This window comes from Pseudomonas sp. 3HC3, assembly GCF_044904505.1.
Classification (GTDB): domain Bacteria; phylum Pseudomonadota; class Gammaproteobacteria; order Pseudomonadales; family Pseudomonadaceae; genus Aquipseudomonas; species Aquipseudomonas putida_Y.
In genome coordinates, this window is sequence record NZ_JADDRH010000002.1 from 241595 (window position 1) to 256289 (window position 14695).

Annotated in this window: 12 protein-coding genes; 7 read left to right on the forward strand and 5 right to left on the reverse strand. The window is 62.7% G+C overall.

Annotation, left to right across the window (positions count from 1 at the left end; translation table 11 throughout):
- Positions 1-138: 138 nt before the first annotated feature.
- Positions 139-1431: an NAD(P)/FAD-dependent oxidoreductase gene (locus INQ47_RS05785; protein ID WP_404701311.1), complete on the reverse strand. Its 1293-nt coding sequence runs from the start codon at positions 1429-1431 to the stop codon at positions 139-141.
- Positions 1432-1575: 144 nt separating this feature from the next.
- On the opposite strand from INQ47_RS05785, the gene INQ47_RS05790 reads away from it, so the two are divergent.
- Entirely contained in the window at positions 1576-1929 is a 354-nt protein-coding gene (locus INQ47_RS05790; protein WP_003253518.1) for a YkgJ family cysteine cluster protein, read from the forward strand.
- Between the two features lie 2 nt (positions 1930-1931).
- Here INQ47_RS05790 and INQ47_RS05795 read toward each other — a convergent pair whose 3' ends face one another.
- Positions 1932-2420, reverse strand: a complete 489-nt coding sequence (locus INQ47_RS05795) for an Lrp/AsnC ligand binding domain-containing protein (protein ID WP_003253520.1) — start codon at positions 2418-2420, stop codon at positions 1932-1934.
- A gap of 156 nt (positions 2421-2576) precedes the next feature.
- On the opposite strand from INQ47_RS05795, the gene dadA reads away from it, so the two are divergent.
- From dadA to INQ47_RS05820, 5 genes are all read left to right on the forward strand, one after another.
- Positions 2577-3881 (forward strand): D-amino acid dehydrogenase, encoded by a 1305-nt coding sequence (gene dadA, locus INQ47_RS05800; protein WP_010955780.1) that lies wholly within the window; start codon positions 2577-2579, stop codon positions 3879-3881.
- Positions 3882-4024: 143 nt separating this feature from the next.
- Positions 4025-5098 carry an alanine racemase gene (gene alr, locus INQ47_RS05805; RefSeq protein WP_275966550.1) on the forward strand — a complete coding sequence of 358 codons (1074 nt, stop codon included), beginning with the start codon at positions 4025-4027 and terminating at the stop codon, positions 5096-5098.
- Between the two features lie 107 nt (positions 5099-5205).
- The gene (locus INQ47_RS05810) at positions 5206-5754 is read left to right on the forward strand and encodes a cupin domain-containing protein (RefSeq protein ID WP_021785230.1); all 549 of its coding nucleotides are present in this window, start codon (positions 5206-5208) and stop codon (positions 5752-5754) included.
- A 154-nt stretch (positions 5755-5908) separates the two neighbouring features.
- Positions 5909-6313 (forward strand): cytochrome c5 family protein, encoded by a 405-nt coding sequence (locus INQ47_RS05815; RefSeq protein WP_103469650.1) that lies wholly within the window; start codon positions 5909-5911, stop codon positions 6311-6313.
- A gap of 226 nt (positions 6314-6539) precedes the next feature.
- Positions 6540-8399 (forward strand): acetyl-CoA hydrolase/transferase C-terminal domain-containing protein, encoded by a 1860-nt coding sequence (locus INQ47_RS05820; RefSeq protein ID WP_404701312.1) that lies wholly within the window; start codon positions 6540-6542, stop codon positions 8397-8399.
- Positions 8400-8509: 110 nt separating this feature from the next.
- Here the strand turns inward: INQ47_RS05820 and INQ47_RS05825 are convergent, their stop codons facing one another.
- Both INQ47_RS05825 and rep read right to left on the reverse strand, forming a co-directional pair.
- Positions 8510-9082 carry a xanthine phosphoribosyltransferase gene (locus tag INQ47_RS05825; protein WP_003253535.1) on the reverse strand — a complete coding sequence of 191 codons (573 nt, stop codon included), beginning with the start codon at positions 9080-9082 and terminating at the stop codon, positions 8510-8512.
- 111 nt (positions 9083-9193) lie between these two features.
- Positions 9194-11203 (reverse strand): DNA helicase Rep, encoded by a 2010-nt coding sequence (gene rep / locus INQ47_RS05830; RefSeq protein WP_021785228.1) that lies wholly within the window; start codon positions 11201-11203, stop codon positions 9194-9196.
- Positions 11204-11497: 294 nt separating this feature from the next.
- On the opposite strand from rep, the gene INQ47_RS05835 reads away from it, so the two are divergent.
- Positions 11498-13165, forward strand: coding sequence for a bifunctional diguanylate cyclase/phosphodiesterase (locus INQ47_RS05835; RefSeq protein ID WP_252458707.1), 1668 nt, complete (start codon positions 11498-11500; stop codon positions 13163-13165).
- A 97-nt stretch (positions 13166-13262) separates the two neighbouring features.
- Here INQ47_RS05835 and INQ47_RS05840 read toward each other — a convergent pair whose 3' ends face one another.
- On the reverse strand, positions 13263-14651 hold the full coding sequence (locus tag INQ47_RS05840) for a NorM family multidrug efflux MATE transporter (protein ID WP_252458708.1): 1389 nt from the start codon (positions 14649-14651) through the stop codon (positions 13263-13265).
- Positions 14652-14695: the final 44 nt, after the last annotated feature.

Consider the following 14695-nt stretch of genomic DNA (forward strand, 5'->3'; position numbering starts at 1 on the left):
GCCTGGTTTTGCTCAAGCCTGGAAGATTGCGCGGTCCATGTGGGAGCAAGGCCACCCGCGAAGCAGGCAGCTCGGTGCATGGCACCGGCTTCGCCGGTGTTCGCGGGTGAACCCGCTCCTACAGGGGCGGCACAGCTCTCAAGTCAGCTCTTTGAGGCGATGCCACAGCATCCCCAGCGCCAGCAGTGGCGAGCGCAGGTGCTTGCCGCCAGGGAAGGTGATGTGCGGCACCTTGTTGAAAAGGTCGAAGCGCCCGCTTTCCTGGCCACTGATTGCTTCACCCAGCAGGCGCGCGGCCAGGTGGGTGGCGTTGAGCCCATGGCCCGAGTAGGCTTGGGCGTAATACACGTTCGGCTGGCTGGCCAGGCGGCCAACCTGCGGCAGGCGGTTGGCACCAATGCCGATCATGCCGCCCCACTGGTAGTCGATGCGCACGTCGGCAAGCTGCGGGAACACCTTGAGCATCTTCGGCCGCATGTAGGCGGCGATGTCCTTCGGGTCGCGGCCTGAATAGTGGCAGGCACCGCCAAACAGCAGTCGGTGGTCGGCGGACAGGCGGTAGTAGTCCAGCGCCACACGCTGGTCACACACCGCCATGTTCTGCGGCAGCAACGTGCGTGCGCGTTCTTCGCCCAGCGGCTCGGTGGCGATGATGTAGCTGCCGGCCGGCAGCACCTTGCCGCCCAGTTCGCGGTTGAGGTCGTTGTGGTAGGCGTTGCAGCACATTACCAAGGTCTTGGCGCGTACTCGGCCTTGTGCGGTCTGTACCTGCACTTCAGGGCCATAGTCGATGCGGGTAACCTCGGACTGCTCGAACAGCTTCACGCCCAGACGGCTCGCCACGGCCGCTTCACCCAGCGCCAGGTTGAGCGGGTGCAAGTGCCCAGAGCCCATGTCGATCAGCCCGCCCACATAGCAATCGGCGCCGACCACGCTGTGGATATCGTCCTTGCCGACCAGCCGCAGCTCATGCGCATAACCCAGGCTGCGCAGTTCCTCGGCGTCTTCGGCAAAGCCCAGCAGCTCGGCGGGTTTGTTGGCCAGGTCGCAGTAGCCCCAGGCCAAGTCGCAGGCGATGGCATGCTTTTCCACCCGCTCGCGCACGATCTGTACGGCCTCCAGACCCATCAGTTTCAAGGTGCGCACGCCTTCCTCGCCGATGGCCGGGAGAAACTGCTCCAGGCCATGGCCGACCCCACGGATCAGTTGCCCGCCATTGCGCCCACTGGCGCCCCAGCCAAGTTTGCGCGCTTCCAGCAGTATGACCGAGAAACCACGCTCGGCCAGCTCGATGGCGGTGTTCAGGCCCGAGAAGCCGCCGCCGATGATGCACACGTCGGCGTTGTGTTCGCCTTGCAGGAAGGCGTGGTCGGGGTGTGGCGCGCTGCTGGCGGCGTAATAGGAGGCGGCGTGCTGCGCGCTGTGGATCATCGGGGCGGCCCTGAAAAATGGAGGGGGGACGAGGATAAGCTGTGCCATCGCGGCCGGGCAACCAGCGAGGGCTGCATCCTCGTTCGCGGGTGGAGCCGAGAATAAGCCTATAATCCAATCACTTTTGTCAGCTTGTATCCCGTCATGTCCTGTAACCGCCACAAGATCCACTTCCTGCGCGAACTCATCCCTTCATTCGAGTGCGAGCCCGGTTGCCATGACTGCTGCGGCCCGGTCACCACCTCGGCGGAGGAAATGGCCCGCCTGCCGCGCAAGTCCCAGGCGGAGCAGGACGCTGCTCTGGAGCGCCTGGACTGCGTGCACCTGGGCCCCAACGGCTGCACGGTGTATGAAGAGCGGCCGATGATCTGCCGGCTGTTCGGTACCACCCCGCGCATGGCCTGCCCGCGTGGTCGTGGCCCTGAACCGATGATCGACCCTGCCGCTGAACAGTTGGTCCACCAATTCATTGCCACCACCCGCCAGGTGCTGGTCTAGCCTCAGTCCGGGATCGGCAGGCAGAGGCTTTCCTTCACCTCTTCCATCACGATGTAGCTCTTCGATTCGCGCACGTGCGGCAGTTTCAGCAGGATGTCTCCGAGCAGCTTGCGGTACGAGGCCATTTCCGAAATACGCGCTTTTACCAGGTAGTCGAAGTCGCCCGACACCAGGTGGCATTCCAGCACGTGGGGCAGCTTCAAGACCGCGCGGCGGAACTCCTCGAAGGTGTCGCCCGACTTGTAGTCCAGGCTGATTTCCACGAACACCAGCAGGCTGCCCTTGAGGTGCTGCGGGTTCAGGCGGGCGTTGTAGCCCATGATGATGCCCTCGCGCTCCAGGCGGCGAACCCGCTCGGTGCAAGGGGTGGTGGACAGCCCAACTTTCTCGCCCAGTTCGGTGAAGGAAATACGCCCGTCATTCTGCAGGATACGCAGGATGTTACGGTCGATCTTGTCCAGTTCACGCTTGGTCTGGTGCTGGGTTCTCATAGGGGATGCCCCTCCGTGAAAGGCGTTTTTGCCGAGAATTCTCGCCAATAATAGGCTTTTATATAGTGAATTGCACTGGTCTCAAATTCCTATACTGCGCTCATTCATGCCATTTCAATAAAAGTGTGCGGCGCGCCGCGTGTGAGGGATAAAACGATGCGAGTTCTGGTACTTGGTAGCGGTGTAATCGGAACCGCCAGTGCCTACTACCTGGCCCGGCAAGGTTTCGAAGTCACGGTGGTCGACCGCCAGCCGGCGGTGGCCATGGAAACCAGCTTTGCCAACGCCGGCCAGATCTCGCCCGGCTATGCCTCGCCCTGGGCTGCCCCAGGTGTACCGCTCAAAGCCATCAAATGGCTGCTGGAGCGTCACGCCCCCTTGGCCATCAAGCTCACGGGCGACGTCGATCAGTACCTGTGGATGGCACAGATGCTGCGCAACTGCACCGCCAGCCGTTACGCGGTGAACAAGGAGCGTATGGTGCGCCTGTCCGAGTACAGCCGTGACTGCCTCGACGAGCTGCGCGCCGAAACCGGCATCAACTACGAAAACCGCAGCCTGGGCACCACCCAGCTGTTCCGCACCCAGGCCCAGGTCGATGCTGCGGCCAAGGATATTGCCGTACTCGAACAGTCCGGTGTGCCCTACGAGCTGCTCGATCGCGACGGCATTGCCCGCGTCGAACCCGCCCTGGCCGGCGTGAAAGATATCCTGGCCGGCGCCCTGCGCCTGCCGAACGACCAGACTGGCGACTGCCAGCTGTTTACCACCAAGCTCGCCGACATGGCGTTGAAGCTGGGCGTGGAGTTCCGCTTCGGCCAGGATATCCAGCGCCTGGACTTCGCCGGTGACCGCATCAATGGCGTATGGATCGACGGCAAGCTGGAGACGGCAGACCGCTATGTGCTGGCGCTGGGCAGCTACTCGCCACAGATGCTCAAGCCGCTGGGCATCAAGGCCCCGGTGTACCCGCTGAAAGGTTATTCGCTGACCGTGCCGATCACCAACAGCGACATGGCCCCTACTTCGACCATTCTCGACGAGACCTACAAGGTTGCCATCACCCGTTTCGACAACCGCATCCGCGTTGGGGGCATGGCTGAAATCGCCGGTTTTGACCTGTCGCTGAACCCGCGCCGGCGCGAAACGCTGGAGATGATCGTCAACGACCTTTATCCTCGCGGCGGTGACCTGAGCCAGGCCAGCTTCTGGACCGGCTTGCGCCCGGCGACCCCGGACGGTACGCCGATCGTGGGTGCCACGGCGTTCCGCAACCTGTTCCTGAATACCGGTCACGGTACCTTGGGCTGGACCATGGCGTGCGGTTCCGGTCGCTTGCTGGCCGACCTGATTGCGCGCAAGAAGCCGCAGATCAGTGCCGAAGGCCTGGATATTTCCCGTTATGGCAATAGCCGGGAAGTGGCCAAGCACGGGCAAAGCGCGCCGGCTCACCAGCAGTAACAGCCTGTGCCGGCCCATTCGCGGGCTTGCCCGCTCCCACAGGAACACCACAGCTTTTGAAAGCTGTGCAGTACTTGTGGGAGCGGGCAAGCCCGCGAAGAATCCACCACCGATTTCAACCCGAACACCATAAGGCAGCCGCCATGCGTCCCGCCCGCGCCCTGATCGACCTCCAGGCCCTGCGCCATAACTACCGTCTGGCCCGTGAACTGACGGGTGCCAAAGCCCTCGCCGTGATCAAGGCCGACGCCTATGGCCACGGCGCCGTGCGCTGCGCCCTGGCCCTGGAGGCCGAAGCCGACGGCTTTGCCGTGGCGTGCATCGAAGAGGCGCTGGAGCTGCGCGCTGCCGGTATCAAAGCCCCGGTGCTGCTGCTGGAAGGTTTTTTCGAAGCCAGCGAACTGGCGCTGATCGCCGAGCACGACCTGTGGTGCGTGGTGCACTCGCTGTGGCAGCTGGAAGCCATCGAGAAAACCCCGCTGCACAAGCCGCTCACCGTCTGGCTGAAGCTGGACAGTGGCATGCACCGCGTTGGCCTGCACCCCAAGGACTACCACGACGCCTACCAGCGACTGCTGGCCAGTGGCAAGGTTTCGCGCATCGTGTTGATGAGCCACTTCGCTCGCGCCGATGAACTGGACGCTGACGCCACCTCCCAGCAGATCGCCGTGTTCGAAGCTGCCCGACAGGGCCTGGCCGCCGAATGCAGCCTGCGTAACTCGCCCGGCGTGCTGGGCTGGCCGCAAGCGCCCAGCGACTGGGTGCGCCCAGGCCTGATGCTGTACGGCGCCACGCCGTTCGAAGTGGCGCAGGCCGAGGCCGCGCGCCTGCAACCGGTGATGACCCTGCAATCGCGGGTGATCAGCGTGCGCGAGCTGCCTGCCGGCGAGCCGGTGGGCTATGGTGCCAAGTTCGTCAGCCCTCGGCCGACCCGCGTGGGTGTGGTTGCCATGGGCTATGCCGATGGCTACCCGCGCCAGGCGCCCAACGGCACTCCGGTGCTGGTCGCCGGCAAGCGCACTCAGCTGATCGGCCGGGTGTCGATGGACATGCTCAGCATCGACCTCACCGACGTACCGGAAGCCGCTGTCGGCAGCCCGGTAGAACTATGGGGCAAGCAGGTGCTGGCCAGTGAGGTGGCCGCGCATGCGGGCACCATTCCGTACCAGATCTTCTGCAACCTGAAGCGAGTACCACGGGACTACATCGGCGAATGACACGCTGAAGCGGACAGGTTGGGGGCGGTGTGTTGTAAATACTGAACGGCATTGCCATGATATCGTTCACAACCACCCCTTTCCCACTGTCTCAGGAGGCTCCAGCTTTGGACGTCGGCGAACGACTGCAAGCCATCCGCAAGCTCAAGGGCCTGTCCCAGCGCGAACTCGCCAAGCGTGCAGGCGTGACCAACAGCACCATCTCGATGATCGAGAAGAACAGCGTAAGCCCCTCTATCAGCTCGCTGCGCAAAGTGCTGAGCGGCATTCCCATGTCCATGGTCGAATTTTTTTCGGTCGAGCTGGAGCCCGAAAGCCCCACTCAGATCGTCTACAAGGCCCACGAGCTGATTGATATCTCGGACGGTGCGGTAACCATGAAGCTGGTTGGCAAGTCGCACCCCAACCGTGCCATCGCTTTTCTGACCGAGGTGTACCCGCCAGGTGCCGACACCGGTGCCGAAATGCTGACCCACGACGGCGAGGAGACCGGTATCCTGCTTGAAGGCCGCCTGGAACTGGTGGTCGGCAACGAGATTTTCGTTCTCGAAGAGGGCGACAGCTACTACTTCGAAAGCACCCGCCCGCACCGCTTTCGCAACCCGTTCGACCAGCCGGCGCGGCTGATCAGTGCGGCGACGCCTTCAAACTTTTGATCCAGCGCAGTGCATTGAGTCGGCAATACCCCTTTCCTGTGTGGGGTCGTTTCACGGCCTCTGGGTTCCCGCTATACTTTTCAACGCTCGCCGATCCGTGGCCGCGAGCGTGATTAGCCACCATGAGGGTGTTCGCGTGAATCAAATCAAGAAGATGCTGGCCGTACCAGCAGCCGTATTCGCCCTCTGGGCAATGAGCGCAACCGCTGCGACCAATGACGACATCGCCAAACGCCTGGAGCCGGTTGGCCAGGTGTGTGTCCAGGGCCAAGAGTGCAAAGGCATGGAAGTGGCCGCTGCAGCGGGTGGCGGGGGAGCCAAGACGCCGGATGAAATCATCGCCAAGCACTGCAATGCCTGCCATGGTAGCGGGTTGCTCGGTGCGCCTAAAATTGGTGACACCGCCGCGTGGAAAGAACGCGCCGACCACCAAGGCGGCCTGGATGGCATCCTGGCCAAGGCCATTACCGGCATCAACGCCATGCCGCCGAAGGGCACCTGTGCAGACTGTACGGATGAAGACCTGAAAGGGGCGATCAAGAAAATGTCCGGGCTGTGATTTACAGCTGAATTGCATGAGGCCCGCCGTTGATGGCGGGCTTTGTTTTTTGTTGCCTGGGCCGGCCCTTTCGCGGGCAAGCCCGCTCCCAAAGGTACTCCACAGGACCTGAAGGTTGTGTTAATCCTGTGGGAGCGGGCTTGCCCGCGAAAGGGCCGGTACAGGCAACCAATTACTTCAGCCCTATGTCCAACCCCTGAACCCGTGGATGTTTCAGGAGGCCCAGATGCACCTCTGCTCCATCGACCAGGCTGTCGAGCAGGTCTTGTCCCGGCTGCCAACCCATATCCATATGGGCCTGCCTTTGGGCCTGGGGAAACCCAACGCCTTCGTCAACGCGCTTTACGCCCGCGTACGCGAGCTGCCCGAACGGCGCCTGACCATCTATACCGCACTTTCCCTCGGGCGCCCGCCACTGGGCAATGGCCTGCAGCGGCGCTTTCTCGAACCCTTCGTCGAGCGAGTGTTCGCTGACTACGAAGAGCTCAGCTACCTCGCAGACCTGCGCAACGACAGCCTGCCGCCAAACATCCGTGTCGAACAGTTCTTCATGCAGCCCGGTAGCCTGCTGCACAGCGAATCGGCGCAGCAGGACTACGTCAGCAGCAACTACAGCCACGCCGCACGCGATATCAACGCCAAGGGCCTGAACCTGATCGCCCAGTTGGTAGCCGCCACCCCTGAAAAGCCCGTGCACCTGAGCCTGGCCTGCAACCCAGACATCACCCTCGACCTGCTGCCGATGATTGCCAAGCGGCGCGCGGCTGGCGAAACCATCCTCATGCTGGGCCAGGTGCATGCCGAACTGCCCTATATGCCAGGCGATTCGGAACTGAGCATGGAGGCATTCGACCTGCTGATCGATGAAACGGAGCAGCGCCGGCTGTTCTCTACGCCGAACATGCCGGTCGGCATCCAGGACCACTGCATCGGCTTGCACACCAGCACGTTGGTGCGCGATGGCGGCACCCTGCAGATCGGCATCGGGGCCATGGGCGATGCAGTCGCCGCCGCGTTGCTGGCCCGCCAAGGTGACAACGCAGGCTACCGAGCCGTGCTTGATGAGCTGGATGTAGGCCCCTGGCATGCGCTGATCGAACGCGAAGGGGGGCTGGGGATGTTTGCTCAAGGCCTTTACGGCTGCAGCGAGATGTTCGTCAACGGCCTGTTGGTGCTGGCCGAAGCAGGGTTGCTACGACGCCCGGCGGACGAGCAGGGCACAATACTGCACGGCGGCTTTTTCCTCGGCCCGCAAGCGTTCTATCAGCGCTTGCGCGAGATGCCGCTGGAGCAGCGCGCGCAGTTTGCCATGACCCGTATCAGCTTCATCAACGAGCTATATGGGCAGGAGGAACTCAAGCGCCGCCAACGCCGTGATGCGCGGTTTATCAACACGGCGTTTGCCATGACCTTGCTCGGTGCCGGGGTGGCCGATCAACTTGAAGACGGCCGCGTGCTCAGCGGCGTGGGCGGGCAGTACAACTTTGTCGCTCAGGGCCATGCGCTGGAAGGCGCACGTTCGATTCTGCTTTTGCGCAGCTGGCGCGAGGCAGGCGGGGAGGTGACCTCAAACCTGTTCTGGACCTATGGCCACTGCACCATCCCCCGGCACCTGCGCGATATCGTGGTGACCGAGTACGGTATCGCGGACTTACGTGGGCAGACCGACAGCGAGGTGATTGCGCGGTTGCTGGCGGTGAGCGATTCGCGGTTCCAGCAGGGGCTCATCGAGCAGGCAAAAGAGGCCGGCAAGCTGGCCAAGGGCTTTCAGCTGGACGCTCGCTTCACCGACAATACGCCGCAGCGGCTGGAAGCGATCCGGACGCGGCATGCGCGGTTATTCCCGGAGTACCCGCTGGGCACGGACTTTACGGCCGAGGAACGGGATCTATTGCGGGCGCTGAACTGGTTGAAGAGCAAGTTCAAGCTGAGCGAGGTGCTGGAGCTGGGCAAGGCAGCGTTGGATGCACCGGGGCCGGAGGGGTATGAGCGGCATTTGGCGCGGATGGGGCTGGAGGTTCCGCAAGGGTTGAAAGAGGAGCTTTATCAGCGGCTACTGCTGGCAGGGTTACAGGCGACAGGATAATCGTTTGCGCACACTGGCCCCGTGTAGGAGCGGGTTTACCCGCGAATGCGATGGCAGATTCAATATCGCATTCGCGGGTAAACCCGCTCCTACGCCGGGGCGGTGAGGCCTTATTCGATGAAGCTGACTACACCACCTTCCAGCGACTTCACCCGGGCCAGCGATTCAACGCGGTAGCCCTGGCTATCCAGCTCGGCACGGCCGCCCTGGAACGACTTCTCGATCACGATACCCAGGCCCGCCACGGTGGCGCCAGCCTGCTTGATGATCGAGATCAGCGCCTGCGAGGCCTTGCCGTTGGCCAGGAAGTCGTCGATCACCAGCACGCGGTCGCTGCTGTTGAGGTGACGCGGCGAAATGGCCACGGTGTTCTCGGTCTGCTTGGTGAAGGAATACACCGAGGCGGTCAGCAGGTTTTCAGTCAGGGTCAGCGACTGGTGCTTGCGGGCGAAAATCACCGGTACACCAAGCTTCAGGCCGGTCATCACGGCTGGGGCAATGCCCGAGGCTTCGATGGTGACAATCTTGGTCACGCCGGCGTCGGCGAACAGGCGGGCGAACTCGTCACCGATCAGCTGCATCAGCGCCGGATCGATCTGGTGGTTGAGAAACGCGTCGACTTTGAGAACCTGATCGGAAAGCACGATGCCTTCTTCGCGAATCTTCTGATGCAGTGCTTCCACTGTGATTTCCTCGATGTAGATAGTGGGCTGTATGGCCGATCTGTGAGCTCAAATCGGCCATACAAACCACCGTGGCCGCTAACAGCGGCAAAGTTAAAGAGTAATGGTTGATCAGCGTTTGAGCATTGCCCGGATATCGGCCAAGGCGTTGTTGCCGCGAGCGGCCTTCACCTCGACCGGCGCATCGTCCAGGCCCTCCCAGGCCAGGTCGTCCGGAGGCAGTTCGTCGAGGAACCGGCTGGGCGTGCAGTCGATGATTTCACCGTACTGCTTGCGCTTGGCGGCGAAGGTGAAGGCCAGGGTCTGGCGCGCGCGGGTGATGCCCACGTAGGCCAGGCGGCGTTCCTCTTCGATGGTGTCGGCCTCGATGCTGGAGCGGTGCGGGAGGATTTCCTCTTCCATGCCCATGATGAACACGTACGGGAACTCCAGGCCCTTGGAGGCATGCAGGGTCATCATCTGCACACCTTCGGCGTTCTCTTCTTCTTCTTGCTGGCGCTCGAGCATGTCGCGCAGCACCAGCTTGCCGATGGCGTCTTCGATGGTCATGTCACCCTCTTCGTCCTTCTCGAGGGTGTTTTTCAGCGCTTCCACCAGGAACCAGACGTTGCTGATGCGGAACTCTGCGGCCTTGTCGCTGGCGGTCTGCTGGCGGATCCAGTTCTCGTAGTCGATGTCGCGGATCATCTCGTGCAGCGCGGCAATCGGATCTTCCAGGGCGACCTTGTGGCGCACCCCATCCAGCCAATGCTTGAAGCGCTGCAAGCGCTCGGTGTAGCGGGCGTCCAGATGCTCGCCCAGGCCCAGCTCCTCGCTGGCGGCGTACATCGATATACCGCGCTCGGTGGCGTAATTACCGAGCTTTTCCAGGGTGGTGGAGCCGATTTCCCGGCGCGGTACGTTGATCACACGCAGGTAGGCGTTGTCGTCGTCCGGGTTCACCAGCAGGCGCAGGTAGGCCATCAGGTCCTTGACCTCCTGGCGGCCGAAGAAACTGTTACCACCCGACAGACGATACGGCACCTGGTGGTGCTGCAGCTTCAGTTCGATCAGCTTGGCCTGGTAGTTGCCGCGGTAGAGGATGGCGAAGTCGCTGTACGGGCGGTTAGTGCGCAGGTGCAAGGTGAGGATTTCCATGGCCACGCGTTCGGCCTCGGCTTCCTCGTTCTTGCAGCGGATCACGCGGATCTCGTCGCCCACGCCCATTTCGCTCCACAGCTGTTTCTCGAACGCATGCGGGTTGTTGGCGATCAACACGTTGGCACAGCGCAGGATGCGGCTGGTGGAGCGGTAGTTCTGCTCGAGCATGACGATCTTCAGGGAGGGGTAGTCCTCCTTGAGCAGCATCAGGTTCTCAGGGCGTGCACCACGCCAAGCGTAGATCGACTGGTCGTCGTCGCCTACCACGGTGAACTGGTTGCGCATGCCGATCAGCATCTTCACCAGCAGGTACTGGCTGGCGTTGGTGTCCTGATATTCGTCTACCAGCAGGTAGCGCACACGGTTTTGCCAGCGCTCCAGCACCTCAGGGTGCTCCTGGAACAGTTTGACCGGCAGCAGGATCAGGTCATCGAAGTCCACCGCGTTGAACGCCTTGAGCGTACGCTGATAGTGGGTGTAGACGATGGCGGCAGTCTGCTCGCGTGGGTTGCGCGCTTTTTCCAGGGCCTCTGGTGGCAGGATAAGGTCGTTCTTCCAGGCACCGATCATGTTCTTGATCTCGTCGATGCCGTCGTCGCCGGAGTATTCCTTCTGCATGATGTCCGACAGCAACGCTTTGATGTCGGACTCGTCGAAGATCGAGAAACCCGGCTTGTAGCCCAGGCGCTCGTGTTCCTTGCGGATGATGTTCAGGCCCAGGTTGTGGAACGTACACACGGTCAAGCCACGGCCTTCCCCCGGGCGCAGCAAGGTGGCAACCCGCTCCTTCATCTCGCGCGCGGCCTTGTTGGTAAAGGTCATCGCCACGATGTACTGGGCGCGGATGCCGCAGTTCTGGATGAGGTGGGCAATCTTGCGCGTGATCACGCTGGTCTTGCCCGAACCTGCACCGGCGAGCACCAAAAGAGGGCCGCCGACATAGTCACGGGCTTCCTGCTGCCGGGGATTGAGTCGGGACATGCTAGAAACCGGGGGTCGCCAGAAAATAGCCGCGCATTCTAACAGGCATGGGGCCGTTGTGGCGCGACCGTCTGACGTCTGAGTCAGACTTTTGTCCGTCTCACTATTAGTGCCACTAATGCTAGTAGCTGAAAAAATCATATTTGCCGGTTTGTGCTGTTTCGCGCAGGATGCACGACAAAATACGTCGGGATGCTACGCCCGAAAAACATGTATAAAATTGAAAATCATTTTCATTGAATGCAGTGGCATACCCGCCAGTCTCGTTGCACCGTGAAGCCCTAAGGAGCCCGCTTGTCCACGCCTGTCGAACCTCTGCGTTTGCTGCTGTTGGCCGATGAGCCGGAATGGGCCGCCTTGTTGCAAGCCTGCATGCCTGCACTGGGTGGCAGCGCCGTGCTACTGACTGCGCCAAACTGGGAGGCGATCGACAGCCTGTTCAGTCATGATCGCCAGGCCGTCGTGCTGGCAACGCCAGGCTTGCAACCCGCCGCCGGGCGTTGCGAACTGCCGACCATCCTGCTGCTTGACCACGAGCCTGAGGCCGCGCCCAGCGCTGTCAGCGACTGGCTGGTGCGCGACCAGCTCAGCGCCGATACCCTGCGCCGCTCACTGCGCCATGTGCGAGAGCGTGGGGTGCTGGTCGCCACCTTGCAGCGCCTGGCCGAGCAGGACCCGCTGACCGGCATCGCCAACCGCCAGGGCTTCCAGGCTTTGCTCAATGCACGCCTGGCCGAAAACGACGGGCGTGGTGTTGCGCTTGGCCACCTGGACCTAGACAACTTCCGCCACGTCAACGATGCCCTCGGCCACCAGTGCGGTGACCGGTTGATCCTGCAGGTGGTGGCACGGCTGAAGCATCAGCTGGAAGCGGGCGACCAGTTGGCACGCCTGGGCAGCGACGAGTTCGCCCTGCTGATCGACACCCGCCGCGATGCCAACCGCGCCGAATGGATGGCCGAACGCATCGTCGAGGCCTTGGCCGAACCTTACTGGATCGACGGCGAAAGCCTGTTGCTGGGCTGCAGCCTGGGCCTGGCCCATGCTCGCGCACGGAGCGGCGCCGATCCGCTGATGTGGCACGCGCATATCGCCATGCGTCAGGCCAAGAGCAGCCAGGGCTGCACCTTCCATGTGTTCAACGAACGCATCAACCGCAACGCCCGCAGCCTTGCCGACCTGGAAGGCGAATTGCGCCGCGCCCTGCGCCGCGACGAGCTGGAGCTGCACTATCAGCCCCGCCTGAACCTGGCCGACGGGCGCATTGTTGGCCTGGAGGCGCTGGTGCGTTGGCGCCATGCCGAGCGCGGGCTGCTGCCGCCCAGCGAGTTCGTGCCACTGGCCGAGCAGAGCGGCCTGATCGTGCCCTTGGGCTATTGGGTTATTTCCCGTGCCTTGCGTGACATGCAGGCACTGTGCGAGCGCGGTCTGGAACCGTTGCACATGGCGGTCAACCTGAGTTTCCGTCAGTTCCAGGACAGCCAGCTACTGGCCACCTTGAGTCGCCTGATCCTTGAGCACGGTGTGGATGCCCGCTGGCTTGAGTTCGAGCTGACCGAGACGGCGGTGATGCGCCGCAACGAGGTGGTGCGCCAGACCATGGACGCGCTGGGTCGCCTGGGCGTGCGCTTCTCGCTCGATGATTTTGGCACCGGGTTTTCTTCGTTCGTGCACCTCAACAGCCTGCCGATCACCTTGCTCAAGGTGGACCGCAGCTTTGTTGCGGAAATGGAAATGCGTGAAGAAAACCGCAAGCTGGTGCACGCCATGATCAACCTGGCGCACAACCTCAACCTCGAGGTGGTGGCCGAGGGTGTGGAGAGTGAAGAGCAGTTGGCGTTGTTGCGCGGCTTTGGCTGCGACCAGGTGCAGGGCTTTTTGGTCAGCAAGCCGCTACCGATAGAGGAATTGATGGCGTATTTGCTGCAGGCGCCCGGCCGCCAGTTGGAGGCTGTCCTTTAGGGCCTCTTCGCGGGCACGCCCGCTCCCACAGGGACCGCGCAGTTTTGAGCCTGCGCAATCCTGTAGGAGCGGGTTTACCCGCGAATAGGCCCCCAAGTCAGGCCGAAGCCGTCGCCTTTCCGGAAGCCCAAGCCTTACCCAGCAACCGCTTCATCCGCCATTCAAAGCCAAAGGTCAGCGCCACCGCCGCACACGCCAGCCCCAGCGCCAGCCCCCACCAGATCCCTACTGCACCACCGCCCAGGGTAAAGGTGAACAACCAGGCGCTCGGCGCCCCCACCAGCCAGTAGCACACCAGCCCGATCAGGAAGGTGGTCTTGGCATCTTTCAGCCCTCGGATTGAGCCCATGGCAATCGTCTGCATGCCGTCGAACAGTTCGAACCACGCCGCTACCATCAACAACTGCACGGCCACCTGGAAGATCGCGGCAAAGGCCGGGTCATTACGGTCGATAAACAGCCCCACCAGCGCTTCGGGCAGCAGCAGGAACAGGGCGGCGAAGGCAAACATGATCATTGCCCCGAACCCGATGCCCACCCGCCCGGCGCTGCGTGCCGCCAGCAGGTTGCCAGCGCCGTAGTACAGGCCTACGCGCATGGTCACTGCGTACGACAACCCGGTCGGCACCATGAACGCCGTGGACACGATCTGCAGGGCAATCTGGTGCGCTGCCAGCTCGGTGCTGCCCAGCACGCCCATGCACAGCGCGGCGAAGGCGAACAGGCCCACTTCCACCATGTAGGTACCGCCAATCGGCAGGCCCAGCCGCCACAGTTCGCGCAGGGCCGCCAGTGATGGGCGTGACAGGCCCTTGCGCAGCGGGTAGGCGGCATAGGCTGGGTGCCAGCGGATGTACAACGCCAAGGCGATGGCCATGCCCATCGACACCACCGCAGTGACCAGGCCGATACCCATCAGCCCCAGCTTGGGCAGGCCGAACATGCCTTCGATCAGCGCCACGTTGAACAGGTAGTTGAGCACCGTGCCTACCAGGCTGATGACCATCACCGGGGTCGAGCGGCCCAGGGCGCTGGTAAAGCCGCGCAAGGCCATGAAGGTCAGGTAGCCGGGCAGGGCCAGCGGCAGCAGGGTAAGGAATTGCGCAGCCGAGGCCACGTTCTCGGGCTTTTGCCCGAACAGCAGCAGCACCGGTTCAAGGTTCCACAGCACCAGCGCGGCGAACAGCGCCAAGGCCCAGGCCAGCCACAGGCCGTTCTGCGCCAGGCGTGTGGCGCCTTCGATGTCGTTGGCGCCCTTGCGAATCGCTACCAGGGTGCCGACCGCGGCGATCACGCCCAGGCAGAAGATCGATACGAACGAATAGCTGGCTGCCCCCAGGCCACCACCCGCCAATGCCTGAGGGCTGATGCGGGCCATCATCAGGGTGTCGGTCAGCACCATCAGCATGTGCGCCAACTGCGAGGCAATCAGCGGCCCGGCCAGGCGCAGCAAAGCCTTGAGTTCTGTTGTGGGCGCGACGTGCATGGGGGCAGTCCTTCATTCTGGGTGATCAACGAACGGCGATTCTG